Source organism: Acetobacter sp. DsW_059 (assembly GCF_002153695.1).
GTDB classification, from domain to species: Bacteria; Pseudomonadota; Alphaproteobacteria; order Acetobacterales; family Acetobacteraceae; genus Acetobacter; species Acetobacter thailandicus.
The window spans coordinates 1-25,166 of sequence record NZ_JOPI01000054.1 but is presented as its reverse complement, the minus strand read 5'-3'; the positions used below and the strand labels follow the sequence as shown (position 1 = coordinate 25,166).

Genomic DNA, 25,166 nt, shown 5'->3' with positions numbered 1-25,166 from the left:
GCCCCCGCAACCAAATCATATAAATCAGCGTAAAAAATGCTCCGGTTTTAAACCTCCGGAGCAATAAACGTATCCAGCGCAATCCCCTCAGCCTATTTGCCCGATGGGGCAGCAGCAATAACGTTTAATGACCAGCACCGTGAGGTCGGTACATTCTGATCCGACTGAGAGTTCGGCGTTGTTAAAACACACAACACATGCTGCTTCTGAAAAGACAGAGTGAATAAAATACCCGAATTTGCATAACCAGATGTCGCTATAATCTGAAAACCTTTGTTGAGTAATGTATCAAGAGAGTCTGACATCGGCTTAAGAGTGGTAGGAATATCCTGAGGACTATAGGGCGATTTTGCTCCTGCTTCAGGTAAAAAATCACTGGTTGTTTCAGCCATGCCTGATACTGGCGTGATAAGGCAACATGCTGCGATAAGAGAAAAAAGCTGTATTTTCATAAGAAAAATAAAATCCTTATAATTTGATTTAATCAGTATTTCCTGAAGTATCAGGATAACAGATAGTTTAGTTTTATATGATGAAAAATTACATCCTGTAACATATGGCATATAGCATGCAAAAATAGCGCAGAGCTTGTTTGATTTCTTTATTCCTTTTACCCTGCTCATGTTTAATTCATGGCAGGTTGAAAAACTATGATAATGTCTGCATCTTCAAACAGCGTGGAACCAGACTATGCAGCGCTGGAGAAAGCGTTAGTTGATACTGACCCGTTTCCTCATATTGTGGTGCCGCATTTTATTGGTAAGGAAGATCTGGCACGCCTGTTTCACGCCATGCCTGAAATTTCAGGAGGGGGGTCTTTCCCACCTTCGGCATTACGTTTATCGCCTCCTGTAGCGTCTCTTGTTGAGCAGATGCAGGGGCAGAAACTTAAGCAGATTATCGCAAAAAAGCTTAATCTTGATCTTGAAGATGCGCCTTCTATGCTGACGTTACGTGGCTGGACACGTGAGAAAGATGGTCGCATTCATACTGACTCGCTGACCAAAAGAGTGACAATCCTACTGTATCTCAACCCGGCAGGAGAGAAATGGGAAAAGCAGGATGGTTGCCTTCGCCTGCTGCGCAGTCCGCATGATATTGAAAACTACAGCCAGGAGATTATGCCGGTGGATGGTACTCTGGTTATTTTTCCTAACAGTGCTGCGGCCTGGCATGGGCACAGGCAGTTTGTAGGGCAGCGTTATACAATTCAGCTTAATTATATGACGAAAGATTTTCGCGCCCGTGCTGAGCTTTACCGTCATAAAATTTCGGCATTTGCTAAAAGATTTTCAAAATCTCATAGTAACTAACATGCATAGCCTGTCATAAAATAAGTGGAGAGATGTTATATGGCCCGGTCTTTTTTGCCAGACAGACAATTTAAGATAAATAAAATGCAGAATAAGCACAAAGCACCTTCTTTTTTATATCTTTTGACCGGTGCGGCACTCTGTTCGCTGACAGCGTTATCAACGGCCCAGGCTCAGACTGATGCAACGGCAGTGGCATCTCAGGCACAGGTTTCCTCCGTGCCAGAAATTGAAATGACCCCAATTCCTCCGGTACTTAATAGTGCGCAGGTTGTTCGTGCAACATTGCCTAACGGACTAAAGGTCGTAATTATTCCTGACCGTCTTGCTCCTGTTGTTACAACGCAGGTGAATTATCTGGTTGGCTCAGCTGAAGCTCCTGAAGGTTTCCCTGGTACAGCACATGCGCTTGAGCATATGATGTTTCGAGGTAGCAAAGGGCTTGATAAAGACCAGCTTGCAGCAATAGGCACACAGCTGGGTGGCGGATATAACGCGTTTACTACAGAAGATGTTACGCGTTATTTTTATACAGCACCGGCACGTGACCTCCCGGTTCTGCTCAGAATTGAAGCGTTGCGTATGCGTGGTCTGACCCTGAGTGACAAAGACTGGGAAAAAGAACGCGGTGCGATAGAGCAGGAAGTGTCCCGCGACCTTTCCAGCCCTGCTTACCGTTATATGGAGCAGCTTCAGTCTCTGGTGTTCTCAGGCACACCTTATGCTCACGATGCTTTGGGCACCCGGCCTTCGTTTGATAAAACTAATGCAGCTTTACTGCGTAAATTTTATGATCAGTGGTATGCTCCTAATAATGCCGTTCTTATTATTGCCGGCGATGTAAATCCCGTGACGGCACTTGAGCAGGTCCGCGATATTTTCGGTCCGCTTGAAAAGCGCACTTTGCCAGAACGACAGAAAATTACACCAAAGCAGCCTTCGGCGCAGACCTTAACATTCCCCACCGATTATCCTGTTGGTCTGGCTACCCTGGCGTTTCCGATGCCGGGGCGCACAGCGCAGGATTTTGCGACAGCAGACATTCTTTCCGATGTGCTGAGCAGCCAGCGTGGAGCGTTATATGAGCTGGTGCCTCAGGGTAAAGCACTTGAAACTGGTTTTGAATACTCTCCCAAAAAATATGGTGGTTTTGGTATAGCGCTTGCAGCTTTTCCTAAAGGAGGAGATTCTGCAAAAATTCTCGCTGAATTACGCAATGTTCTGAATAATATTCAGAAAAATGGAGTGCCGGCGGAGCTTGTTGAAGCCGCTAAGAAGCGTGAAATTGCACAGATGCAGTTTGCTGCCAATTCGGTCGAGGGGCTGGCGGGAATATGGTCAGATGCTCTGACTTTTAATGATCAGGATTCGCCCTGGGCAGCTGTGAAGGCTTATCAGGATGTTACACCTGAGGCCGTCAATAAGCTTGCGGCCTCATTACTGAACCCCGCGCACACTGTTGCTGCTATTCTGACACCTGAAAGTTCGGGGAAGGCAGTTTCAGAAAAAGGGTTTGGTGGTGCAGAGTCTTTTGCCTCACCGCCGGATAAACCTGTAAAATTGCCAGACTGGGCTGAACAGGCACTGTCGGCACTTGAGGCCCCGGTAGATGAACCAGCACCTTCAGTAAAAATTTTATCAAATGGTCTGAAGCTTATTGTCTGGCCGGCTCATGTTAGTCACACAGTGCAGCTTAGCGGTATGGTTGAACACACTCCAAGCCTGCAGCAGCCAAAGGGAAAAGAGGGCATCAGTGCTGTGACTAATGCACTTTTCTCATTTGGTACGATGCAGCATGATCGTCTTGCTTTTCAGAAAGCTCTGGATGATGTGCCTGCATGGGAAGACGCAGGCAGTAGCTTTTATGTTCAGACGCAGACCCGTGATTTTGAGAAAGGTGTTGCTCTTCTGGCTGAAAATGAGCTGCATCCTGCCTTTCCTGAAAAAGCTTTCCGTATTATTCAGGCTCAGACCGCGCAGACACAGGCAGGTATATTGCTTTCACCGGGGTATCTCTTTTCAAGGGCAATTAAAAAAGCACTTGTACCACACGATGATCCAACCTTACGTGAAGCAACGCCTGCAAGTATCATGAGTATTACTCATGAGGATGTTTTATCTTATTATCAGCACGCCTGGCGCCCTGACCTGACAACTATTGTTATTACGGGTGATATTACCCCCGAAAAAGCGCGTGAAGTAGTTGAGAGAGAGTTTGGTGCCTGGAAAAATGTCGGGCCGCGACCTGATCTTGATTTGCCTTCTATCCCTCTGAACAAGTCATCACGTGCAACTGTGCCGGATAAAAGTAATCTTCAGGATGAGGTTATACTGGCACAGACACTTGGTTTGCAGGTCAGAAACCCTGATCGTTATATGCTGTCTCTGGGTAATCAGGTTCTTGGTGATGGTGGCTTTTCTTCACGGCTTTATAAAGAGTTACGTGTTAAAACTGGCTATGTTTATTCGGTTGGCAGTCACTTTTCATGGGGCAGAACCAGAGCAAACTACAGTATAAATTATGGCTCAGACCCGGATAAAGTAGGTAAAGCTGCGAATCTGGCGTTAAAGAGTTTGCAGAATATGCAGACTTATCCCGTCACAGCAGAAGAGCTGGCTTTAGCTAAAGCAAGTCTTTTACGCAGTATTCCTCTGCAACGTGCCAGTCTGAGTGATATTGCTGATGAGTATCTGAGCCTTGAAGAGCTTGGTTTGCCGCTTGATACAGGTAACCGCGCTGCCAGAGCTTATTATAAAGCTACAGCTGCTGATGTGCAGAAAGCTTTTAAGAAATGGTTGCGTGTAGATGGTATGGCAGAAGTGGTTAAAGGGCCTCAGCCAACATGGTAAAATAACGTCAGATTATATAATCTGAAAAAAGGCCACATCAGAAATGATGCGGCCTTTTTTTAGTTAGTCAGCTTCGATAATCCTGAGTGTCGGACCTGAATGACGTTTAGGCGGCATATAAAGCTTCTGATCCGGTGGGGTTGGGTGGCGTAGTTCCATAATCAGTTCAAGATTATCGTGTGCGCTAAGGGCATCACGGACTGTTCTTGATTTATTGTGAACACGGTAACGGCAGAGAATTTCTGGCAGATAACCAGGTTCAAGGTTGTGGTCGATAAATTTTAGCCAGAAATCATAATCTTCCCAGCCACGATCAATGTCAGTAAAACCACCCAGCTCTGCCCATATGTTTTTTCGTATCAGGGCCATGACATCAACATAGTTATTTTTTTTGAGCAGTTCAGGGTTAAAAATATCTGCCCGTCCTATACCGCGGCGCTCTCCAAACTCTTCAAGCTGGCTATAGACAGCAGGAAACTGACCATTGTTCAGAGCCGCATAAAGCTTTTCAAGAGCGGTGGGGTAAAGTGTATTGTCAGCATCAATAATAAAGACACTCTCTCCTGCAGCGTGCTGAAAAGCCAGATTGCGTGAAAAAGAAGGTCCCTGGTTAAATGCGTTCGCCAGAAAGGTAATTTTGTAAAAGCGTTTTTTATGTTCTGTCAGCCATGACAAAATAATTTCATGCGTATCAGCTTCGTCAGATGCATCATCTATAATAATCAGATCAAGTGCCTCATGTGTCTGTGCAGCCAGAGATTCGAGACATTCTTTTATAAAGTCGGCATAATTATAGTTTGTCAGGCAAATGCTGATCAGGTCTGAAGGAACAGGCGTTGCTTTGCAGAAGGAAAAAATCTGGTTGGGAGCAGGGTCCCATGGTTTGGGAGAAATCATTGTACGGTGCTCCAGACAGAAGCAAGATAGCTTCTGATGTCGTTCAATTTGGAAAGAGCCAGAGATTTATTAGCAAAAACTCTGAAGCAGTTTTTTTGTATACGTGCAGCTTCAGCCATGCCGTCATCTGTATTCAGCAGCCATTCGATCAGATTAGGAATGTGTCGTGCAGATTCACTCAGATAATGTGTACCATTTTTATAAAGCGGATGAGGGAAGCATTCTTCGGTAACAACAACGGCTCCTGATGCCATATTCTGCTGGACGAGCCGGTGCCATTCAAAAAAACCAAAATCATCGCGGTGAATATTGAGAGCAATCTTGGAGCGTTCAGCGATGTAGCGTGGAAAATTTGCAGGAACAGAGTATTTACCAGAGTGGGTTAGTGGTCCATCTGTTTTTCTGTAGTATAAAAAGCAGGAATATTCGGTAAAAAATTCTGTATTATGACTGAAGAAACGTTCTCTGTTACCGGAGGTGTTTCCAAAAAAGCTGATATCAAGAGGCCGCTCTTCTAATGGGCATAAGGGGGAGGATGAATTCTTAGTTTCTTCAGACAATACTCTGAAGAAAGGATGTTTTTTTTCTGTTTGTGTCAGCGTTGTTTTTTTGACAGCTGGCAGAGGGTCGAAGTGAAAAACATTAAGACCTGTATTTTTAAAAGATGCCATATTCTGATGGCAGATATCAATAACGCCAGCTGACATCAGACAGTAAATCAGTCCTCTGGTGAACCAGAGTGTATGTGGCTGCTCAGTATTGAACATAATTGATGACGTAAGAATATCCTCATTTTTCCAGTGTTCGCTTCCGCTTAGGAAGAAGAATTCATGAGGTGCACAGAAAATGCATAGTTCCGGCCGTTCAGAAACGGGCGTTTTTTCAGTCATTAACTGCACATTTATTTTGCTTCTTTTGATGTAACTACAAAGTATTTCAGCTAGTTCCTGAATAAAGATGTTTCCTTCAGAGTGGTAAAAAACACCAACACTTTCTGGCAGAACAGCTTTCCCCGATGGTTTTGCGGGTGTGTAAGTCAGTTGCTGTTTACATTCCCAGCCCAGATGTTGCGCAATATGACGTGGTGAGAGAACGGTGCGCCCTTCACCAATGCCGTATAACAGAGCATGACGTGTTGCTGAGATACCTTCAAATTTTATATTGGGATTAGCAGCCTGATAATATTCAGGGTTAAAATATGGATATTTTTTAATTTTATTCAGGCAGTTTAAAAGAACTTCGTGAGAATTATTTTGTAATAATCCTTTTTCAAAGAAATAAAGATTTTCATTGTGTCTCAGGTAATGTGCAAATGGGTTTTCATCTTTTTCAAAAGTGCTCTGAAAAAGATTTTTATAAGTTTGTGTATTAAAGGTGTCATTAGGGTTTTTATTTTCATGACACCCAAAGAGAACGTAATGAATAATTGGATCTATTCCGGAATTTTTAACATCCGGGTAGCTGGTGAGATAAAATTCTGCATTAAATAACTGAGAACTAAGGATCGTTTGAATATCCTTTTTGTTCATAAGTGTTAGCGTGGTCATATGTATTCCTGCTGATCGTTTTATATCATCGTATCAGAATGACAGGAGTTTAGCATTTTTTAAGAGAATATCGGCATATTAAAGATATGCATCGGGTATTTGTCAGGATCTTCGGACTTCAGGATCAGTCTTGCTTTTTCATTACATTCATTAAATAGTATTAATATAAAATACAAAAACTTAAAATTAGTTAATTAAATTACATTTATTAAATTAATTAACCAGTAATAAATAACTTTTTTATAATAATTAAGTTTTGAATAACTAAAATTATCTGGACATATATCATAAAAAAAGCCTAAAGGAGGCGCAGAGTTGCTCATTACATTTAGTCAGGTGAAAAATGAAAGTGATTAACAGTAAAGCCCGCGTTAAACAGCCTGCGAAGCAAGCGGTTAAACAGCCTGCTAAACGTAAAGCAACCGTTGCAGCTAAAAAGCCTGTGCGGAAAGACTTTGTGCCCGATAAAATTTCGAGCACAGCCGATTTATCAGATATTGCTTCTATGTCAGAAGTTTACTTTACTAATTTTTCTGATGATGACGATACAACTTTGCGTCATGTAAGCGAAGCAGAACGCGCTATCCATTTTGATAGCGTCTGGTATTTGTCAGCTTATCCGGATGTAAGAGATGCCGGTATTGAGCCTGTAGAGCATTTTCTTCAGCACGGTATGCTCGAAGGGCGTAGCCCTAATGCAGCATTTAATGCTGAAAGCTATGTTAATGCTAACCCTGATATTGCTGCATTTCCATTTGGTCCGTTTATGCACTATGTCTGCTTTGGTTATCGCGAGAAAAGAGCGTTACGCTAACCCTTTTTTTTGTAACTAAGAGTGTTCGCCCGGGCATCTTTCCGGACATTCTCTTTTTATACAAAGGTTTTTTGTAGTCTGCTTATCTGATTCTACACAGAGTAAGCAGGTATGAAAATGACTTCAGTCAGTTTGTTGCCGGATGATATCCCCCTGCTATTCAGTAGGGGGATATTTTTTTGATAATAATTCAGACTATTTTTTGATATATTATTTATAGACAGAGCAGTATCAACGCATATCCATACTGCTCTTTTTTATAATTATGGGTTTTTATTTGAAGAAGATTTTTCTGCCTCAGGAGCATCAATAAGATCTTCTGTGAGTTTAATAGAATAGGCAGTTTGAGGAACAGCCTCGTGAGGTGGAACTTTACGGAAAAATTTCCAGCCGATGGTAAGCAGGCCTGCAATTATGGGGATTGAGCAGAAACTGAAGGTGCCTTCAGGGTAGTTAAACGCCATAAGAAGTAACACAGCAATGAAAAATGCCAGAGTGATCCATGAGGTAAAGGGTGCACCAGGCATAGGGAATGATGTTGGCGGAATTTTACCAGCATTAATCGCCTGTCTGAGTTTGATCTGAGACAAAACAATAAAACACCATGTGCCCAGAATGCCGATGGAGGAAAGACTGATCACTATTTCAAAGATTTCTGATGGCAAAAGGTAATTCATAAAAACGCCGACAATATAAACCGCTACAGTTGTAAAAATAGCAGCAGCAGGCACGGCACGTTTATTCATTTTTGTCAGGTAACGTGGTGCTGAGCCATCAAGAGCCAGTGCTCTGAGGATGCGGCCTGTTGAGTAAAGACCTGAGTTGAGGCTGGAGAGAGCTGCTGTCATGACGACAACATTCATAAAACTGCCAATACCTGAAACACCCAGACTCGAGAAAAAAGTGACAAAGGGGCTGACACCGGCTTTATAGCGGCTCCAGGGCAGAAGCAGCACAAGCAGGGTAATCGTGCCAATATAAAATAAAGCGATGCGCCACATAACAGAGTTAATTGCTTTGGGGAGTATTGTTTTTACATCTTCACACTCACCTGCTGCTGTACCAATCAGCTCAATACCGGCATAGGCAAAAATAACACCCTGAACGAGTACAAGGGTTGGCATGACTCCATGGGGGAAAAAACCACCATTTTCTGTAATCAGATGCAGGCCGGTTGTCTGATGCTCTACTGGGATACGCAGCCCGAGTACAGCAGCGCCAACAATCAGAAAAATAATGAGCGAGCTGACTTTTATAAGAGAAAACCAGAACTCCATTTCGCCAAACCAGCGCACTCCCACAAGGTTCATGCTTGTAATCAGCACAAGTGCCAGCAAAGCAAAGATCCATTGTGGCACACTGTGCATGGGCCCCCAGAAGCGCATATAAAGTGCGACGGCTGTAATGTCGCCAATACCTGACATGGCCCAGTTAAGAAAAGCCATAGACCCCGCGACGTAAGAGGCTTTAGGGCCCAGAAATTCCTGTGCGTAAGAGACAAAACTGCCGCTTGTGGGGCGATACATTACCAGCTCGCCCATAGCGCGCAGCATCATAAAGGCAAAGAAACCGCACACCAGATAAATAAGAGCCAGTGCCGGACCAACGGCCTCCAGCCTGGCACCAGCGCCAAGAAAAAGCCCACTGCCAATGGCTCCCCCGATGGAGATCATCTGAATCTGTCGTTTATTCAGTCCGCGGTGATATCCTTCAGAGGTCAGTTTCCCTGAAGAAGGCGTAGCCTCATTCAGGTCAGGAGGTGATGCTGTCATCCGGTTGTCCTTAGGCTGTGATTTCTGATTATACAGGAATTTGTAATCTGAGGCTTTTAAAGCCCAATAGTAGAAAAATACAGATAGTGATGCAGTGGAGATGTGTTTTTCATGTCGTTAAAATCTTCTGAAACTGTTCACCTGTGGTGTTATTCTCTCATTGTTATTTGTATATGATTCTAAATGAAGGATATAAAATCATTTCTTTGTTTAAACGATAATGGAAGCATTTAATTTTTTAAAGCATCTGAAAAATACATTCAGGCTTATATCATGGGCAGAATATCAGCATAAAACATGCATTATCTGCGTGTGTCATATTATTATATTTTTTAGTTATCCGGGGAATAATGGCTTTATCAGAGAAAAAAACTGTCTTGTCGGTCATTATCCTGGCAGGTCTGATAACATTTTTGCGCTGGCCTGAAATTTTGTCTGATGCACAGTTCTGGGCTGAAGACGGTATGTTCTGGTGGCCTGAGGCCCGGGCAAAAGGGCTGGCTAGTCTCTGGTTGCCTCATACCGGCTATTTTCAAACTGATGATCGCCTGGTTGCCCTGCTTGCTGTGTTCTTTCCTCTGGCATGGGGCCCGGCTTTATTTGCCTGTGCCGCGTTGTTTTTTGAGGTGTTACCGCCTGCGTTCCTGGTATCATCACGCTGTGCCGTAATATGTCCGTCTCTGTTGCTTCGCAGTTGCCTCGCTCTGGCATGGTGTGCGCTTCCTAATACATGGGAGGTGCATGGCAATCTGACCAACAGTCAGTGGCATCTGGGGCTATTATCTTTTCTCATTGTTATGTCATCACCGCCGCAAACCCGCAGATCCTGGATATTTGATATCTTTTTTCTGGGAGTAAGTGCCGTTAGTGGTCCCTTTAGTATTCTGCTTACACCTGTTGCCGCGTTACGGGCCTGGTGGCTGCCTTCAAAAGCCAGCATAACGAGGGTGATAATTCTGGGGGCAGGGGCTCTGATTCAGGCCGTGTGTATTTATATGTCTCAAAGAGGGGTGCCACCTCTTCTGGGGGCTACGCCGATGAATTTTGTGCGTCTTATGTCAGGGCAGGTTATTCTGGCAACTATAGTGGGGTGCCACCATTTGCCTCACTGGTACGGGCTGGCCATATGGCGGTATATGGTTTTGCCTTGCCTTCTTTTTATTGCTGCAGCCTGGTTGTGTCTTGATGCGGCATATCGCTGGTCTTCTTTTCGTTATGCGCTTTTCTTTACGGTGCTGATTCTGGAGGCTTGTCTTTCGCATCCGTTACCTCTGTCGCATGGCGAGCAGGTATGGGTCAGAATGAGAATGCCTGACACCGGTATGCGTTATCTTTTTTTACCCCTTGTTTTCTGGGTCAGTGTGGTGGTGGCTCAGGCTCTGGCAGCCCCCCGGGGCTGGACCAGAAATCTTGCTATCGTTTTTCTGGTTTTAATTATGTGTGTTGGTGTTCCGCGCGACTGGCGTTTTATGCCTGAGGCTGATCGTCAGTTTTATGACATCGCACACTATTTTGATCATGCTCCGCCTGGCACCAGAGTCACTATTCCTGTGCGCCCTGGTGCAGAAGCTGTTCTGATTCGTTAGGGGGAGGCCATAGCCGGGTGAAATTCGTCAGTGACCGGCCAGTTTACCGTAACGGGCGAGGTGTCAGGCCTGTGCCAGCGTTGCCGGAGGGAGAGTGCTGCTCCACTGGTTATTCTGAGTTGTGAAATGGCCGCTGCAACGGGTGCTTTATTACTAAGCGGCGCAGGTCGGACAGCACGTGAAGAGAGCCAGTATCCAGACCCGGCCAGACATGCACTCAGGGTTGTCAGCGCAAACATCATTCGCTCGAGTACTGAAGGGAATGGTAAGAACGTGCGCAGCAGAGAGCGCGCTTCATGTTCGCGTTCGTTTTGCGTGGCCTCAGTCGCCAGCAGGAGTTTATTTTCTGTGGTAGTGAGGCTCAGTATATTGTCAGTGCGAATATCCAGAGCGGGTAATTTAAGAGCTGTCATGCCCGACAGAGCATCGCGAAAGGCTTGTGATACGGTCTGAAACTCCTGCTGGAAGCAGGGAAGGAAAAGGGTCGCAGGTCGTTTGCATGGTGTTGTGCTGCGACTGGTCAGGCGGCGAATGGCCCATACGGTCAGGCGCTCACTACTGGTCAGGTCCGTCAGATAAACTGCTGAATGTGTCATGGCGTTCTTTCTGAGGGCGGTCCCTCAGCCTCTGAAAACTGCGTCTGCTCTTTCTTAGATGATAATGATTATTAATTGCAATATAAAACTGACGTTGCCAGTGCTGTGAAATGTATTTTCTGCTTTTCTTGTTCACAGGCTTGAGGCAGTACATAGAGCTATGTCATTCCTTACACATCTCTCCCTTCCTCTTCTGCGCAGGCTTGATCCTGAAACCGCACATGACATTGCTCTCGATGCGCTTACGCTCGGGCTGTCCGTGCCGGTAAAACGCCCGGTGGATGACCAGGCACTGGCTACGCATGCTTTAGGTTATCGCTTTTCGAATCCGATCGGTATTGCCGCAGGTTTTGATAAAAATGCCAGGGTGATGCGCCCTCTTGCTCAGATGGGCTTTGGCTTTGTCGAGGCCGGAACTGTCACGCCTAAAGCGCAGCCAGGTAACCCCCGGCCTCGTCTGTTCAGGCTCACTGAAGACCGTGCCGTGATTAATCGCATGGGGTTTAACAATCAGGGGATTGATCGTTTTGTTATAAGGCTTGCACGTCTTCATCGTCCGCTGTCGTCCGGGCGTGCAGGTGGTGCAGGTGTGCCAGCTGGTGCAAATCTTGGTATCAATAAGACAGGAGCTGACCCTGAACGCGATTATCCGGCACTTGTCGGGCGGGTGAAGGCTTATGTTAATTATATTGTCATTAATGTTTCTTCTCCCAATACACCAGGCCTGCGCGGCCTGCAGGATGCGGCACGCCTGAAAAGCATTCTTGATGCGATTATGGAGCGACACCCCGACAGCCCGCCGCTGCTGGTAAAGCTCGCGCCAGACCTTGAGGATGATGCGATTGCTCCTGTGGTTGAAGCGGCTATTGCTGGTGGTGCCCGAGGGTTTATTATTTCAAACACGACGCTGGCGCGTCCTGAATCGTTGCAGAGTGAGTTTAAGGCCGAAAGTGGTGGTCTTTCAGGCCGTCCTTTGCGCTCACGTGCAACGGATATGCTGCGCCTTGTTGCTCAGGTTTCCGCAGGGCGCATGACACTTATCGCCTGTGGCGGTATAGAGAGCGGCGCTGACATTCTTCAGCGTATTCGCCTTGGAGCGCATCTGGTTCAGGTTTATTCAGCTTTCGCGTATGAAGGGCCACCTCTGATCAGCCGTCTGAAAAAAGAGATGCTGGAGCTTATGCAGGCTGAAGGTATCAGGTCGCTTGAGGAGATTCGGGGGCAGGACCTCTGATGGCACAGAAACAGTCCGGGAGTGTAAAATGACAGGAATATCGTCTGTTGCTGACAGATACGACGGTTATGTTGTTGATTTGTGGGGCACCGTGCATGACGGGGTGCAGACTTACCCTGGTGTTATAGCCTGCCTTGAGGCGCTGCGCGCTGCAGGTAAACGGATTGTTCTGCTGTCAAATGCCCCCAGGCCTGCTGATGTTGTGCACCAGCAGTTGCAGAAATTTGGTGTGCATGCCTCTCTTTACGACGGTATCGTGACCAGTGGTGAGGTCGCCCGGTCGCTGTTGCGTGAGCGCACAGACCCGTGGTGTGCCCGGCTGGGGCGCAAAGTGCTGCATTTAGGCGGTCTGCATGATCTGGGCCTGTATGACGGACTGAACCTTGAGCAGGTGAGTGATGTTGAAGAGGCCGATTTTATTCTTAATGCCGGGCCGGATATCGAGCGCGGGGTAGAGGCCATTGACCCTTATTTGCCTGAGCTGCGTGCTGCTTTGACACGTGGCCTGCCGATGCTGTGTGCTAACCCTGATATGACCGTTATTAAGGGCGGGCAGAGAATGATCTGCGCTGGTGCACTGGCTTTGTTTTATGAGCAGGAAGGAGGCAATGTGCGCTGGGTCGGCAAGCCGTATGCTGAGGTTTATGAACCTGTTTTTGAGCTTCTGAACGTGCCTAAAGAGCGTATTCTGGCCGTTGGTGATGCACTGGCAACAGATATACGCGGTGCCACTGTTGCTGGTATTGATGGCGCCTGGATTCTGGGCGGTATTCACCAGGAGCTGCTCGACGCAGGTGATGAGCGGGTGGCAGAAATTGCCCGTGCGGCAGGTCTGGCCCCGGCCATTACGCTTAAACGTTTTACCTGGTAATGAGTCTCGTACAATGTTGCACCTGCCGGTTCAGGCAGGTGCACATGCAGTTTTAAAATCAGGGAGTGTCTGAGCCAGAAGGCCGCCCTGTCGCAGTGGGGCAACCCGTCGTGCCAGACCTGTTGAATCATCTGTTTCAACCATAATGCCACAAATTGTTGCTTCACCCGTTGCAGGTTGCAGGCGCTCGCCCGGCATTTTGCGCATAAATCGTGTCACCGCAGCGTCTTTGGTCATGCCAATGATGCTGTCGTAGTCACCGCACATGCCGGCATCCGTCTGAAAGGCAGTTCCGGCAGGTAAAATCCGATGATCAGCTGTGGGTGTATGGGTGTGTGTACCAACGACGAGCGAGGCTCGTCCGTCCATTGCGTTGCCAAAAGCCCATTTTTCACTGGTTGCTTCAGCATGAATATCGATCACAATGGCCTGGGTTGTCACGCCCAGGCGGTGGCGTGTCAGCAGCTCATTGGTACAGCGAAACGGGTCATCCAGCGGGTCCATAAACAGCCGGCCCATGACATTAATGACCAGGGCTTTACGGCCATCTGCCAGCTCAACCTGCACGCTGCCATTCCCCGGTGTGCCCGGAGGGAAGTTCAGGGGGCGGATAATGCGGGGAGCTGTGTCGATATGTGGGATAAGATCGCGCCGGTCCCAGCTGTGGTTGCCCAGAGTGATAACGTCAACACCGCCCTTAAACAGGTTTGTCGCGATATCGGGTGAGAGACCAAAACCGTGGCTGGCGTTTTCTGCATTAACAATAACCAGATCGAGAGAGAGCGTTTCACGCAGGCCTGGCAGACGTTCAAGCACGGCATCACGACCGCAGCGGCCAACAATATCTCCCAGAAATAAAATTCTCACACAATTGCCTTTCTGTGTCTCTCGTCAGTCAAAATATAATGTCTCCTTTTCTGTCACAATACAGGAAAGGGGTTTGTCATAGGTGCCGGTGGGCACTTTTTCTGTTTCCTGTAATGACAGGGCATATCCGATTGCCGTGATACCGGGCAGGGCAGCCAGTGTACGGTCATAATAGCCACCTCCGTAGCCCAGCCTGTTCCCCTGGCGGTCATATCCTACAAGCGGCACGAGAATCAGCTGGGGTTTGCGTTCTGGTCCGTCTGGCACAAATGTACCAAAACGCCCGGGCAGGAGGGGGGTGTCGGGTGTCCATACCCGAAATGTAAGAGCATGGCCACGGGGGGGAGTGTCGGGCAGTACAACACAACGACCTGCATTGCTGAGAGCATGGCAAACCGGACGGATATCCGCCTCATGCGGGAGAGGCCAGACACAGGCGACGGTCGCGCCGTGCGACGCCAGCAATACCGCTGACAGGCGCTGACACAATGCATCATCCTGAGCCGGGGTGCGCGCCTTCATAGCGCGCAGGCAATCAGCCCGCAGGCGCTTTTTTTCCTGTGTGAGTTCGTAAGAATCAGACATGAAAGGAGCAGAGTGCGGAGCCACCATGACCGTTGGTCTTTTCAACCTCCAGGACCTGCGAGTGCAGGTGGGCACCGGGTAATGTGACCAGGATCACAACAGAGCCAGCTCCCTAGGAAGTGCTTATCGGCCCAGGGGATGACATGCCTGACGCGTCGGGCAGCTCAGCGCCTTCATTGTACTCCTGCTCGATCATTGTTGCAAGACTTTCTGCGCGTTCAGCAAGGTCAGCCAGGCGGGACTGAGTAAAGTCATGCCTGGTGCGCATATATTCAGCTTCCTGTAGTGCTGCTGTTGTGGCTTCAGGCAGAACCCGCTGTGAGAGATCTTCAATTTCGTCAGCCATAACCAGGGCTACCAGCGCCAGCAGGTGGTTATCATTCGTAAAACCCAGGGAACGAAAGTGCCTGACACGTTTTTCGACAAGCTGGGCCATAGCCTGAAGGTGGCGTTCCTGCCCGTCTTCACAGCCCACCTGGTAGCTGTGTCCATTAATACGAATTGAAACAGTCGCCATAGTTCAGAGGTCTCCTGTCGCGTTAATCTCGTCCAGTGTATCACGTACGCGACTGATCAGGTGATCAAGGTGCGTCACGAGTGTCTGCGTTTGAGGAGGGTTGTCCCGATATGTGCGTTTATTATTTTCCAGTGCGAAGGAAATTCTTTGCAGTGCACGATCAAGACGGATAATCGGGTCTTTCTGCTCACCAGAATCGTCTGTGGAGGATGGGGTGTTCTCTGTTTGTATAGTGTCTGAGAAAGACTGCGCCACTGCCTGAATCCTGCATAATGTATGATTATTCCGACTCCTCAAAGGAATCACCCGCAAACACAATAACGTCAAGCGTAGTTATGAAAACCAGTTTATTTTTTTCGGCTAAAACGGATACTCTCTCATGGCTTACTCTTCACAATTTCGCTAGCGGAGTTGCTGCCTGTCAGCAGGCGAAGGAGCTGAGACCACATCCGGCTTTTGGTTTCATATCAGCGCCAGGTGCCGCTGGGTTTATGGGGGCAGGCTGGTGGCAGGCCCTGATTCGCGCCGTGCAGGAGCAGAGTGGCTATGCCTGCCCGCATATTCTCGACTGTGGCGCAGATCCTGGATACGCATTGTTTGCGGCCTCTCAGGGGCAGAAACTGATAGTGCTTGAAGCCCCATCTCCGGTGCTTGAGAGCGTTAATGAGGTTTATGAACGTCTGGGGGGACATGTTTTTTCCATGCGTCCACCATCATTTGACCTTATCAGCACGTTATCAGGCGTATAGGACCTTGCCGCCGTTTTGCAGCAGGGCTATTCGAAAGAATACATTCCAGGAGATGTCGCCCTGGAAGACTGATGTCATAGAAAGGATTTCATAATGACGCTTACCCCCACGGTTAAGGCTATCCTTAATCAGTATGAAAGCGATAATCCTGGAACAAAAACCAACCTTGCTCGCTTTCTGAATGCGGGAAAGCTGGCGGGTACAGGTAAGCTTGTTATTCTGCCTGTTGACCAGGGCTTTGAGCATGGTCCGGCACGTTCTTTTGCAGCTAACCCGGCTGCATATGACCCACACTATCATTTTCAGCTCGCTATTGAGGCTGGCCTGAGTGGTTATGCAGCTCCTCTGGGCATGCTGGAGTGTGGTGCTGCAACATATGCAGGCGAGATTCCTCTCATTCTTAAATGTAACAGCTCCAACAGCCTTGCCACTGAAAAAGACCAGGCCGTAACAGGCACGGTCGCTGATGCGCTGCGTCTGGGCTGTGCTGGTATTGGCTTCACGATCTATCCTGGTTCTGAATATTGCTTTGATCAGATGGAAGAGCTGCGTGAACTTGCGGCTGAAGCAAAATCAGTTGGTCTGGCTGTTATCGTATGGAGCTACCCCCGCGGGCCGCTTCTGAATAAAGCTGCTGAAACCGCGGTGGATGTTTGTGCTTATGCTGCACATATGGCCGCTCTGTGTGGTGCTCACATTATCAAAGTGAAACCCCCGCAGGAACTGGTTGCTCTTGATGCCTGCAAACCAGCTTATGAGCAGAACAAAGTCGACGTTGCTACTCTGGCAGCACGTATTCGCCATGTTGTTCAGTCATCTTTTGCCGGCCGTCGTATTGTTATCTTCTCTGGTGGTGATAAAACCGGTACAGACAACCTGCTAAGCACCATTCAGGGTATTCAGGATGGTGGTGGTTTTGGTTCGATTATCGGCCGTAATGTGTTCCAGCGTCCAAAAGCTGAAGCACTCGAGCTGCTTGATAAAATCACGACTATTTTTAAAGGCTGAAAAGCACAGGGGCAGAGGGAGTAAGACGATGACAGAGAGCCTGTATCTCTCTACCCCGGTTTTATACAGAGAGGCGGGCTTTTTGCCGCGCCTCTCACAATGTGTGGCCGATTACACACCCGCAGCAGTTTTGCTGCGTCTGGCTGATGATTCTGAGAAAAATCTCTGCGATTTCATTGCGCAGGTTTGTCCTGTTGTGCAGGGCACTGGTAGTGCGCTGATCCTTGAAGACCGGCCTGCACTGGCTCAGGGTACCGGGTGTGATGGCGTACACCTCTCTTCTGCTTTTACGGGCAGAACTATAAAGGACGTGAGGCGCCTGCTGGGAGATTCGATACAGCTGGGCGTTGCTGCGGGTATCAGCCGTGATGTTGCTATGTGTGCAGGTGAGGACGGAGCAGATTATATTCTGTTCGGTGAAGACGCTCCGCAGAGTGCCGCAGCCATTAAGGAGACGCAGCAGCTTATCAGCTGGTGGTCAATGATGATGGAATTACCCGCCGTGGCTCTGGTCCCTGCGCCACGGTCTATGGCAGGTTTTGTTGCTGCCCAGCCAGATTTTATAATGCCAGGCACAAACTTCTGGGAACAGCAGGAAGAGTGGAATCTCTCATCACTGGTATAGTGTTTACTGAAGTTTGCTTCAGGGCAGTTTCAGATCAGGTGGTGAGGAAAGAGTTTTAAGAGATTTTCTGGTGGTGCGGTGCCCTGGCAACGGCTGCGTTGCATTATCAGAGGTCGTTTTTTCCTGTGATGTGGGCAGCTTTATATTCTGCGTATCAGAGGCAGATGGCAGCATAATATTTTGTTCGTTGAGTGATGGTGCCGCAGGTAACTCAGCATTCTGCACGGCTACATTGCTGGCTGCGGCTGGTACGCTGCTGACAGCAGGCGTGGCAGATACGGCGGGCTTATCTGTATTTTGTGATATCCCGGCTGAAGGTGCGGGTAATGTCACGCTTTGTATTCTGGTTGCCGGTTTTACGTTCTGACTTTTTTTATTTTTAATTTGCCCGGTTTTTGTAGTTGCATCTGATTTTTTACGGGTGACAGGTGATGGCGTGACCGGAACCGCAGGCGGCTGAATGAGTGACTGGGTAAAGTAGAGTACACCATTAGATTGTGGAATACCCGTGACCCACAGACGGGACGACATGCCCGCACCATTACTGATAATAATCTGCGGCGCCGGTGATGCTTCAAGGCTGACAAGCAGAGGTCTGCCATATACTGTTGGCAGCTGTACTGTGTGTCCCGGTGTGGTCTGTATAGCGGTTTTCAGCTTTTGCAGCGGCCACTTTCCTGTGACAATAGTATATGACAGAAGCTGTCTGAGTGCCGGCTGGCTCTGAGGGGACATTAATGCGCCTCCCGTCTGAGCCGAGTATGTTTCCAGTGCGGAGTTAGGAATGGCAAAAACCGTGTAAGGTCCTTCACGCTGAAGTAAATTCAGCAGGCCGGTATTTTGCAGACCACGTGTATAATCTGCCAGTTCAATAGAGGTTAGCAGAGTTTCTGCAATGGGTCTGTCGCAATAGGCAGGTGTTTCGGGGTCCGGGTAGGCAATAGCACTGTCAGGCGGAAGCTTAGATTTGTCAGCTTCAGATTTTCTGGCTGATGCAGCAGGATAAGTGCGGGTACCTGAGACCGTTGGCATCATATAGGCACAGGTCGACGACTGGGTTGTAAACACATCCTGTCGGGCTGAGCTCTGACACCCGGTAAGCGTCAGAAGACCTGTTAATGCAGGCAAAACAGCAGCAGGTTTCATCAGACCAGCAAAGGGCTTGTATTTAAAAAAAGTAAGAGCGTGTGTTTGCCCCATAATGGTCTCCAGAATATCATACCCGATACAGTTTCTGGTCGGGTCTGTATAATGAGACGACCAGGACAAACACATGAAGTATTTATTAGTGGTTAGCAGCCATTTCCACGCAATGTCCAGCCTGTCACGACATTATTTACTACATCAAAGAGTGTCTGACACGTGTAGGTATAGGCTGTTGATGAGTAACTGCCTCCACCCCATCCTGGTCCGCCCCAGCCCCATCCTGGTCCGCCCCAGCCCCAGCCGCCCCATCCTGGTCCGCCATATCCCATGCCACCATATCCCATGCCGCCTATACTGTTATAGTCGGTCTGCTGGTCAATATAGGCATAAAAAGTATGACCATCGACCTGGAATTCGCGTGTGGGGACACCAAGTACCTGAACAATCTCGACAGGGCTTTTCCCGATCAGAGAGTTATATACATGGCGTTGTTTAGCAGAGGGCACCTGGCATGCCGCCAGAGGGAGGATGCTTGCCAGGAGAAGACATTTTTTATAGGACATCGCCATATTCCTAACAGGGAAACCACCTCACTGCCTGTGAAACAGGCAGGGGTATGAGATACTGACAGATTCTTTGATTTACAGTGTCATGCGCCCAGCCACAAGACATCCTTTATACGCTGCGTGCCACAGGCCAGCATAATCAGCCGGTCAAACCCAAGGGCAATACCCGAACAGGGGGGCATGTGGGGCAGGGCAGCCAGTAGTTTTTCATCAGCTGGCCAGTCAGCGCGCTCAGGGTAGTGCCTGCGTCTCATGCTCCGGTCAGCTTCAAAGCGCACGCGCTGCTCAGCCGGGTCGGTTAGTTCTTCAAAAGCATTCGCGAGTTCGAGGCCAGCAGCATAAAGTTCAAATCGCAGCGCCGTAGCCGGATTCGCAGGGTCACGACGTGCAAGAGCTGCCTGGCTGGCGGGCCAGTGCGTTAAAAATGTTGGCTGCGTGCGCCCGATAACGGGCTCAATACGTTCGAGAAGAAGGCGAAAAAACAGATCTTCCCATGTTTCATTCTCTCGCAGTGAGCAGCCTGCGGCGTCAGCAAGCTTTTGGGCGTTCCCTTCGGTTGGCAGCAGGTCAATATTTGCATGACGCTGAAAAGCTTCCGCCATTGTCAGACGTTCAAACGGACGTGTCAGGTCGAGTGTTATGTCCGGGCCGTCAAATTTCGGACAGGTGAGAGCAGGAGGCAGCACTGCCTTGAGAAGGGCTTCGGTTTCATCCATCAGACCATCGAGGTTCAGGTGAGGGTGATACCATTCAAGCATTGTAAATTCTGGCAGATGCAGGTTGCTTTGCTCGCCATTCCGCCATACACGGGCAAACTGAAAAACAGGCAGACCAGTTGCGGCAACGATGCGCTTCATCGCAAATTCCGGGCTGGTGTGCAAAAACAGCGTCTCACGGGTACCCTGCGGTGTTTCCCGCATGGTCTCAAATGGGTAGAGATGCACTTCCTCTCCGGGCACGGTAACGGCACAGGGGGTTTCAACCTCAAGATGTCCACGGCTTTCGAGAAATGCCCTGATTCCCCGTTTTATCAGGTCGCGGCGATAGAGAAAGGGCAGGCGATCGCGGATGCGGTCAGGGTCAGAATCAGGAGTGAGGGGCTGTGGCTGGGCGTGCATGAGGAGAGAATCAGACATGGTAAGAGGAGGACAGTGATATGGCAGAGAACGATAAAGCGGGTGTCCTACCGCGTAAGCTGCTCCGTACGCCACAGGATCTGATTATTGCAGGCTTAGCACCTGCTGAACAGCGTGACGCGCTGGAGGCTGTGGCCCGGCAATATGCGACAGCGGTGCCGCCGGCGTTTCAGGCATTAATAGAAACGCCGGATGACCCGATTGGTCTCCAGGTTATTCCTTCTCCTGAAGAGCTGCTGATAACACCTGAGGAGCGCTCTGACCCCATTGGTGATGAGGCACTTTCACCCGTGCCGGGCATTGTACATCGTTATCCTGACCGGGCGTTGCTGAAACCGCTCCTTGTATGTCCGCTTTATTGCCGCTTTTGTTTCAGACGTGAGCATGTCGGTCCCGATGGTGGTGTGCTTGATGAAGCAGCACTTGATGTCGCATTGAACTGGCTGAGTGAGCACACGCAGATTCAGGAGGTTATTCTGACGGGGGGAGACCCTCTGATGCTTTCGCCCCGCCGGCTTGAGAAGATTATGCAGGCTCTTTCAGCTATGCCTCATGTTACGACGATTCGTCTGCATACGCGTGTGCCGGTTGCGGCCCCTGAGCGAATGACACCGGCTATGCTTGATGCGCTGGAATCTGATAAAGCTGTCTGGATAGCGGTGCACATTAATCATGTACGTGAGATGACCTCCGCCGCGCAGGATGTTCTCAAACGTCTGGTCAGACAGGGTATCCCGCTGCTCGGGCAGTCTGTTTTGCTACGTGGTGTGAACGACAGCACAGAAGCACTTGAAGCTTTGTTTCGTGCTATGGTTGCTGTGCGTATGCGCCCTTATTATTTGCATCAGCTGGATCAGGCCCCGGGTACGGCGCGTTTTCATGTGCCGGTTGAAGAGGGGCAGCGTCTTCTGGCTGGTTTGCGGGGGCGTGTTACAGGCCTGGCATGGCCTGTTTATGTACTCGATATTCCTGGTGGCTACGGTAAAATTCCGCTTGGCCCAGGTTATGTTGATGGCCCGCTTGAGGTGCGTGATCCCTTTGGGCAGAGCCATCATCTCGACCGGCTTTAGGAGCTGAACGGTTGTATTAATCAGTGCCGTAGCGGGGGTTTCTGGGGCCGTAGAGAAGACCATCAGGTGGCCCGGCAGAGAGCAGGCGAGCATCTGTCACACGGGCGACTGAAAAGCTCTCGTCGCTCAGAGAGCTAATGGTTTGTTTAATCAGTGCACCCACGATACCGTTCATCTGAAAGCCACCTGCATCCTGATCAGTGGCGCTGGCAGAGCCACTCCATAAAATACTGCCATCTTTCAGGTCGACCAGCCTGGCTGAAACCGTGACAATCGTATTACTGCTCAGAATATTGTAAGACGTGCCGTAAGAGGTGACTGTGCTGTAGAGCGCGGCATCGGCACCGAAAATAGCACGTAATTTTGCAGCAGGCACCTGCATAATGTCGTCTGGTGCATCCAGTCCGTTATGGCGGAATGTCTCCATTTCTACAGCTACCGGCACGACGTAGTAACCATCTTCCGCAATTGGCATCGTCATTTGAGACATGACACCTGCCGTAGCCTTGATATCGTTTGTATGGTTGACCGGCGGCATAACCAGAACAGAACGGGGCCTGGCGTTACGAAATGCTGTATAGTCAGGCGGAGACTTGCTGGCGCAGGCAACCAGAGTAAGTGTGGCAGACAGGCTGGCGCATAGTCGCAAGGCGCGTGAGAATGTCATGAAGATGCCTTTTGTGTCGGCCGGCCAAGATTTTTTAGCAGGAAGTCCATGTAGGTCGTGGATTCAGGAAACTGCATTTTTTCTTTATTCAGCTCCTGTTGTGCCTGGTCAGTTTTACCATCCGCAGCGTAGAGCATACCCAGATGCGCATGAAACCCGGGTGGCAGAGCCAGGTTTTTTGCCGTTGCTTTCTGCTCGTCTTTTTCCAGATCGAGAATCTGCTTTGTCGGGTCGGTTGTGCCCTGCATATAAACATATTGCCGGGTCTGAAAATTCTGCCAGCTATACAGGGGCGGTGTGCTCTTGCCACAGCCTGCCAGCCCCGACAGCAGCAGCAGGCTGGTCAGTGCTTTTTTTGATAGTATCATGTAGTGTCAGAGCCCGTTGCTGAAAATTATCGCATCTGTCCGGCATCGACCTGCTGCGCCAGGTGGTTCACCGCATCCTGAATTGCCAGGTCAAGCACCTTGCCGTTGAGCGTTGAGTCATAACCAGCCGTGGTGCCAAAGCCAATGATATCGCGGTTTGTCAGTTTATATTCAGCGGCTCCTTCACTGGTGGCCACAACCTGTGAAGTCAGAGGGTTAACAATCTGTATACTGACTTTGGCATATGCGATCTGATGGCGGCCATGACCAAGAATGCCAAACAGCTCCATATCGCCGGTTTCTTTACGGCCAAAGGCGGTAACATCACCTGTAATCAGATAGTTTGCGCCTTTAATTGATTGCTGTTCTTTTAAAAAGCCCGCTTCAAGCTTGCCTTCTGTCAGGTTGTCGCGGTCCATCACATTAAAGCGCCCGCTTTGCTGCAAACGTGTCAGAAGGATGGTGCGGGCCTGGTTGCCAAGACGGTCAATGCCATCAGAGAAAATACCGTTCATATAGTTTGAACGATTGGCAAATTTACCAGCAGCGATATTAACGCGTGGTCCGTTATAGGGGGTCTGGGCGCTTGCAACGACAGGCACCGGGACTGTGTGCGATGATTCGGTTGCACATCCCGATAACAGTAAACCAGCCAGCATGAAGCTGCTTACACACCGTATTGAACGCAAGGCTTTTACTCCGGGGATAAACATTACATTTTTGTTTATATACATGATTTTAAATTAATCCAGAATGTAATTTGGTCCTGTTTCGTAAAGAGTTCTCTGATCTGCTCTTCCGTAAAACGACAACGTCTTATCTGTTCGTGCCCGTCGTGATCGGAGATTATTTTTAAACGGCTACATTACTGGGGGAGGGGGTTACATTAGTATTAGTCTGCCAGTTTTCGTCGACTGGAACAGTGTGACAACTCTTCCAGTCTGAAAATTATCTCCATGAGAGGTCAATTTAAGCCTGCAGACTTAAAGATGACAGCATCTCCTTTGATTTGCTTATTGTCTGTACATTTCCCTGGGAGCTATTAAATTCATTTTTTTTTCTTCATGTCGTTCTATTTCATCAAAGAATAATTTTATTTTTTCTTCTTTTATTGAGAAATAGTAGTTATTATTTGAGTCAACACTGGTTTCATCGTGATAGCACAGAAAATTCTTATCGTTATAAATTCTTCCAAGGTTAACCTGAACTTCCGTTAATGGATTTAAGGTACCGATGGTCATGCCATAAGAGTTAAAAACAGATGCATGCTGCGCTGATCCATGTTCACCTACCTGACATGAGGTATTCGCCATAAGATCAATTTGTTCTTGTATAGGAAGTGTTTCAGGGCGTACAATCGAGAAGCCTCTTGATGTGGCCATTTCTTCAAAAAAGTCTTGTTGTACAAAAATTCTTTGATTGTTTTTATTTTTTTCCCAGGATTTTCTTGATAGACAAATGCGTTTGAATGGTCTGTCAGAAATCATATTTCTGGGAATATTATCATAAAACTCTTTTATGAAGCCATGAAATTTATAGTGCCGGCTTGGAAAGGACGAAAGAATAACATTGTTTAAATGAAAAATATCATTTTCATGGTCAAAAAAGATTAAGCTTTCTTCTTTTATTCCCAACAGATAACTTAACAGATCTATGGCCCATTTAGGGGTCTTTTTTGGTATTATAAATTTTTTATTGTAAAAATCATCTCCAATATGTTTTTTTATGGCGCCTAAGCGTGGAAGGTCGTCAACCAGATAATGACCATAGCATCCATAACCTGCACTAAATGCAATTATGACTTCGTCATCTATAACACGTGTTATGTTATCTTTTTCCGGCTTTTTCCAAAATCCATTTTTATATTCGTCTTCAGCGACAAAAGATAAATACGTTTCGAAATTAATTAACCGGCCGTTTGACCATATGCAGGCATGGCCAGATAAAGCTATATTTTTCATTCTGACAACATCTATAGACGACATAGCATATGAATGTTGAGACTGGCCAGATATAACGGGATTGGCGTCGTTTCCAATGACAGATATGTTATCATTTCTATTAGATATATAATTATCAGAAACTATTGTGTTTTCATAAAATATAGAATCATTTTTTACCCAGCTTTCTTTACTTAATGATTTAAAGCTAATGGCTGATGATTGATTGTCATTCGATAGCTCTTCCTCGGAAATTCCATCGTGTACATAAGATTTAAATAAATCTTCAGGTAAGAAATTTATATTATTTTTTTCAAAAAAATCTATATTAAGTACGTAAAAATCTAGTATAAAATCATTGAAAGCATTTCGGCTTGAAAATCTGTTATAATCAAAATTACTACCCATATGATCTAATTTTTCAATGAGATCATATAAATAT

The 25,166-nt window shown here is 47.9% G+C and carries 25 protein-coding genes, 1 other RNA gene and 1 pseudogene; 10 read left to right on the top strand and 17 right to left on the bottom strand.

Going from position 1 to position 25,166, the window contains the following annotated elements; all coding sequences use genetic code 11:
* Positions 1-92: 92 nt before the first annotated feature.
* Complete coding sequence (locus HK25_RS10880) at positions 93-452, bottom strand: hypothetical protein (protein ID WP_086636207.1); 360 nt, start codon at positions 450-452, stop codon at positions 93-95.
* Between the two features lie 204 nt (positions 453-656).
* Between HK25_RS10880 and HK25_RS10875 the strand changes: the two genes are divergently transcribed.
* Together HK25_RS10875 and HK25_RS10870 are read left to right on the top strand one after the other, a co-directional pair.
* Positions 657-1,313 (top strand): 2OG-Fe(II) oxygenase, encoded by a 657-nt coding sequence (locus HK25_RS10875; protein ID WP_086555390.1) that lies wholly within the window; start codon positions 657-659, stop codon positions 1,311-1,313.
* Positions 1,314-1,397: 84 nt separating this feature from the next.
* Complete coding sequence (locus HK25_RS10870) at positions 1,398-4,163, top strand: pitrilysin family protein (RefSeq protein ID WP_086636206.1); 2,766 nt, start codon at positions 1,398-1,400, stop codon at positions 4,161-4,163.
* A 63-nt stretch (positions 4,164-4,226) separates the two neighbouring features.
* Here the strand turns inward: HK25_RS10870 and HK25_RS10865 are convergent, their stop codons facing one another.
* Both HK25_RS10865 and HK25_RS10860 read right to left on the bottom strand, forming a co-directional pair.
* Positions 4,227-5,060, bottom strand: a complete 834-nt coding sequence (locus HK25_RS10865) for a glycosyltransferase (RefSeq protein ID WP_086636205.1) — start codon at positions 5,058-5,060, stop codon at positions 4,227-4,229.
* Positions 5,057-6,607: a hypothetical protein gene (locus tag HK25_RS10860; RefSeq protein WP_086555368.1), complete on the bottom strand. Its 1,551-nt coding sequence runs from the start codon at positions 6,605-6,607 to the stop codon at positions 5,057-5,059. Before HK25_RS10860 ends, HK25_RS10865 begins: the two co-directional genes overlap by 4 nt.
* A 343-nt stretch (positions 6,608-6,950) precedes the next feature.
* Between HK25_RS10860 and HK25_RS10855 the strand changes: the two genes are divergently transcribed.
* Positions 6,951-7,421, top strand: a complete 471-nt coding sequence (locus HK25_RS10855; protein WP_086636204.1) for a hypothetical protein — start codon at positions 6,951-6,953, stop codon at positions 7,419-7,421.
* A gap of 263 nt (positions 7,422-7,684) precedes the next feature.
* On the opposite strand, the gene HK25_RS10850 is transcribed toward HK25_RS10855, so the two are convergent.
* On the bottom strand, positions 7,685-9,193 hold the full coding sequence (locus HK25_RS10850; protein WP_143216393.1) for an amino acid permease: 1,509 nt from the start codon (positions 9,191-9,193) through the stop codon (positions 7,685-7,687).
* A gap of 377 nt (positions 9,194-9,570) precedes the next feature.
* On the opposite strand from HK25_RS10850, the gene HK25_RS10840 reads away from it, so the two are divergent.
* A complete protein-coding gene (locus tag HK25_RS10840; RefSeq protein WP_143295990.1) occupies positions 9,571-10,779 on the top strand; it encodes a hypothetical protein in 1,209 nt (402 codons plus the stop codon).
* Here HK25_RS10840 and HK25_RS10835 read toward each other — a convergent pair.
* Positions 10,776-11,375, bottom strand: a complete 600-nt coding sequence (locus HK25_RS10835) for a hypothetical protein (RefSeq protein ID WP_086555372.1) — start codon at positions 11,373-11,375, stop codon at positions 10,776-10,778. The genes HK25_RS10840 and HK25_RS10835 overlap by 4 nt on opposite strands.
* Positions 11,376-11,535: 160 nt before the next feature.
* Between HK25_RS10835 and HK25_RS10830 the strand changes: the two genes are divergently transcribed.
* Positions 11,536-12,609 (top strand): quinone-dependent dihydroorotate dehydrogenase, encoded by a 1,074-nt coding sequence (locus tag HK25_RS10830; RefSeq protein WP_086555373.1) that lies wholly within the window; start codon positions 11,536-11,538, stop codon positions 12,607-12,609.
* A 28-nt stretch (positions 12,610-12,637) separates the two neighbouring features.
* Complete coding sequence (locus HK25_RS10825; protein ID WP_086636201.1) at positions 12,638-13,480, top strand: TIGR01459 family HAD-type hydrolase; 843 nt, start codon at positions 12,638-12,640, stop codon at positions 13,478-13,480.
* Between the two features lie 30 nt (positions 13,481-13,510).
* Here HK25_RS10825 and HK25_RS10820 read toward each other — a convergent pair whose 3' ends face one another.
* From HK25_RS10820 to HK25_RS10800, 5 genes and pseudogenes are all read right to left on the bottom strand, one after another.
* Positions 13,511-14,347 (bottom strand): TIGR00282 family metallophosphoesterase, encoded by an 837-nt coding sequence (locus HK25_RS10820; RefSeq protein WP_086555375.1) that lies wholly within the window; start codon positions 14,345-14,347, stop codon positions 13,511-13,513.
* Between the two features lie 24 nt (positions 14,348-14,371).
* Positions 14,372-14,959 carry a 5-formyltetrahydrofolate cyclo-ligase gene (locus HK25_RS10815; RefSeq protein ID WP_086636200.1) on the bottom strand — a complete coding sequence of 196 codons (588 nt, stop codon included), beginning with the start codon at positions 14,957-14,959 and terminating at the stop codon, positions 14,372-14,374.
* Positions 14,946-15,101: non-coding RNA, 6S RNA (ssrS, locus tag HK25_RS10810), on the bottom strand. The genes HK25_RS10815 and ssrS overlap by 14 nt, the downstream gene beginning before the upstream one ends.
* Before the next feature lie 57 nt (positions 15,102-15,158).
* Positions 15,159-15,449, bottom strand: a pseudogene (locus HK25_RS10805) (cell division protein ZapA); the annotation flags it as partial.
* Positions 15,450-15,452: 3 nt separating this feature from the next.
* The gene (locus HK25_RS10800; protein ID WP_086636199.1) at positions 15,453-15,704 is read right to left on the bottom strand and encodes a hypothetical protein; all 252 of its coding nucleotides are present in this window, start codon (positions 15,702-15,704) and stop codon (positions 15,453-15,455) included.
* A gap of 80 nt (positions 15,705-15,784) precedes the next feature.
* Between HK25_RS10800 and HK25_RS10795 the strand changes: the two genes are divergently transcribed.
* The 3 genes from HK25_RS10795 (at position 15,785) to HK25_RS10785 (ending at position 17,831) form a co-directional block, all read left to right on the top strand.
* A complete protein-coding gene (locus tag HK25_RS10795; RefSeq protein WP_086555378.1) occupies positions 15,785-16,198 on the top strand; it encodes a hypothetical protein in 414 nt (137 codons plus the stop codon).
* 93 nt (positions 16,199-16,291) lie between these two features.
* Positions 16,292-17,206, top strand: a complete 915-nt coding sequence (locus HK25_RS10790) for a class I fructose-bisphosphate aldolase (RefSeq protein ID WP_086636198.1) — start codon at positions 16,292-16,294, stop codon at positions 17,204-17,206.
* Between the two features lie 28 nt (positions 17,207-17,234).
* Positions 17,235-17,831 carry a thiamine phosphate synthase gene (locus HK25_RS10785; protein ID WP_086636197.1) on the top strand — a complete coding sequence of 199 codons (597 nt, stop codon included), beginning with the start codon at positions 17,235-17,237 and terminating at the stop codon, positions 17,829-17,831.
* Positions 17,832-17,849: 18 nt separating this feature from the next.
* On the opposite strand, the gene HK25_RS10780 is transcribed toward HK25_RS10785, so the two are convergent.
* The 3 genes from HK25_RS10780 to epmA form a co-directional block, all read right to left on the bottom strand.
* Entirely contained in the window at positions 17,850-19,031 is a 1,182-nt protein-coding gene (locus tag HK25_RS10780; RefSeq protein WP_158092945.1) for a fasciclin domain-containing protein, read from the bottom strand.
* Positions 19,032-19,123: 92 nt separating this feature from the next.
* On the bottom strand, positions 19,124-19,540 hold the full coding sequence (locus tag HK25_RS10775; protein WP_086636195.1) for a hypothetical protein: 417 nt from the start codon (positions 19,538-19,540) through the stop codon (positions 19,124-19,126).
* A gap of 86 nt (positions 19,541-19,626) precedes the next feature.
* Positions 19,627-20,679 (bottom strand): EF-P lysine aminoacylase EpmA, encoded by a 1,053-nt coding sequence (gene epmA, locus HK25_RS10770; protein WP_369824747.1) that lies wholly within the window; start codon positions 20,677-20,679, stop codon positions 19,627-19,629.
* 20 nt (positions 20,680-20,699) lie between these two features.
* Here epmA and HK25_RS10765 point away from each other — a divergent pair, with 20 nt between their 5' ends.
* Positions 20,700-21,749, top strand: coding sequence for a lysine-2,3-aminomutase-like protein (locus HK25_RS10765; RefSeq protein ID WP_086636193.1), 1,050 nt, complete (start codon positions 20,700-20,702; stop codon positions 21,747-21,749).
* A 16-nt stretch (positions 21,750-21,765) separates the two neighbouring features.
* Here the strand turns inward: HK25_RS10765 and HK25_RS10760 are convergent, their stop codons facing one another.
* From HK25_RS10760 to HK25_RS10745, 4 genes are all read right to left on the bottom strand, one after another.
* Positions 21,766-22,416, bottom strand: a complete 651-nt coding sequence (locus tag HK25_RS10760; protein ID WP_086636192.1) for a DUF799 domain-containing protein — start codon at positions 22,414-22,416, stop codon at positions 21,766-21,768.
* Positions 22,413-22,784: a DUF4810 domain-containing protein gene (locus HK25_RS10755; RefSeq protein WP_086636191.1), complete on the bottom strand. Its 372-nt coding sequence runs from the start codon at positions 22,782-22,784 to the stop codon at positions 22,413-22,415. Before HK25_RS10755 ends, HK25_RS10760 begins: the two co-directional genes overlap by 4 nt.
* 26 nt (positions 22,785-22,810) lie before the next feature.
* Positions 22,811-23,473, bottom strand: a complete 663-nt coding sequence (locus HK25_RS10750; RefSeq protein WP_233127808.1) for a CsgG/HfaB family protein — start codon at positions 23,471-23,473, stop codon at positions 22,811-22,813.
* A gap of 324 nt (positions 23,474-23,797) precedes the next feature.
* Positions 23,798-25,166, bottom strand: a 1,369-nt coding sequence (locus HK25_RS10745) for a DUF563 domain-containing protein (protein WP_086636190.1), incomplete at its 5' end; no start/stop codon positions are given.

What these genes read in the sequence shown, in the direction of transcription:
- HK25_RS10880 (WP_086636207.1), bottom strand. Translation starts at nt 452, where the DNA reads ATGAAAATACAGCTTTTTTCTCTTATCGCAGCATGTTGCCTTATCACG.
- HK25_RS10875 (WP_086555390.1), top strand. Translation starts at nt 657, where the DNA reads ATGTCTGCATCTTCAAACAGCGTGGAACCAGACTATGCAGCGCTGGAG.
- HK25_RS10870 (WP_086636206.1), top strand. Translation starts at nt 1,398, where the DNA reads ATGCAGAATAAGCACAAAGCACCTTCTTTTTTATATCTTTTGACCGGT.
- HK25_RS10865 (WP_086636205.1), bottom strand. Translation starts at nt 5,060, where the DNA reads ATGATTTCTCCCAAACCATGGGACCCTGCTCCCAACCAGATTTTTTCC.
- HK25_RS10860 (WP_086555368.1), bottom strand. Translation starts at nt 6,607, where the DNA reads ATGACCACGCTAACACTTATGAACAAAAAGGATATTCAAACGATCCTT.
- HK25_RS10855 (WP_086636204.1), top strand. Translation starts at nt 6,951, where the DNA reads ATGAAAGTGATTAACAGTAAAGCCCGCGTTAAACAGCCTGCGAAGCAA.
- HK25_RS10850 (WP_143216393.1), bottom strand. Translation starts at nt 9,193, where the DNA reads ATGACAGCATCACCTCCTGACCTGAATGAGGCTACGCCTTCTTCAGGG.
- HK25_RS10835 (WP_086555372.1), bottom strand. Translation starts at nt 11,375, where the DNA reads ATGACACATTCAGCAGTTTATCTGACGGACCTGACCAGTAGTGAGCGC.
- HK25_RS10830 (WP_086555373.1), top strand. Translation starts at nt 11,536, where the DNA reads ATGTCATTCCTTACACATCTCTCCCTTCCTCTTCTGCGCAGGCTTGAT.
- HK25_RS10825 (WP_086636201.1), top strand. Translation starts at nt 12,638, where the DNA reads ATGACAGGAATATCGTCTGTTGCTGACAGATACGACGGTTATGTTGTT.
- HK25_RS10815 (WP_086636200.1), bottom strand. Translation starts at nt 14,959, where the DNA reads ATGGTGGCTCCGCACTCTGCTCCTTTCATGTCTGATTCTTACGAACTC.
- HK25_RS10795 (WP_086555378.1), top strand. Translation starts at nt 15,785, where the DNA reads ATGAAAACCAGTTTATTTTTTTCGGCTAAAACGGATACTCTCTCATGG.
- HK25_RS10790 (WP_086636198.1), top strand. Translation starts at nt 16,292, where the DNA reads ATGACGCTTACCCCCACGGTTAAGGCTATCCTTAATCAGTATGAAAGC.
- HK25_RS10785 (WP_086636197.1), top strand. Translation starts at nt 17,235, where the DNA reads ATGACAGAGAGCCTGTATCTCTCTACCCCGGTTTTATACAGAGAGGCG.
- HK25_RS10780 (WP_158092945.1), bottom strand. Translation starts at nt 19,031, where the DNA reads ATGGGGCAAACACACGCTCTTACTTTTTTTAAATACAAGCCCTTTGCT.
- HK25_RS10775 (WP_086636195.1), bottom strand. Translation starts at nt 19,540, where the DNA reads ATGTCCTATAAAAAATGTCTTCTCCTGGCAAGCATCCTCCCTCTGGCG.
- epmA (WP_369824747.1), bottom strand. Translation starts at nt 20,679, where the DNA reads ATGTCTGATTCTCTCCTCATGCACGCCCAGCCACAGCCCCTCACTCCT.
- HK25_RS10765 (WP_086636193.1), top strand. Translation starts at nt 20,700, where the DNA reads ATGGCAGAGAACGATAAAGCGGGTGTCCTACCGCGTAAGCTGCTCCGT.
- HK25_RS10760 (WP_086636192.1), bottom strand. Translation starts at nt 22,416, where the DNA reads ATGACATTCTCACGCGCCTTGCGACTATGCGCCAGCCTGTCTGCCACA.
- HK25_RS10755 (WP_086636191.1), bottom strand. Translation starts at nt 22,784, where the DNA reads ATGATACTATCAAAAAAAGCACTGACCAGCCTGCTGCTGCTGTCGGGG.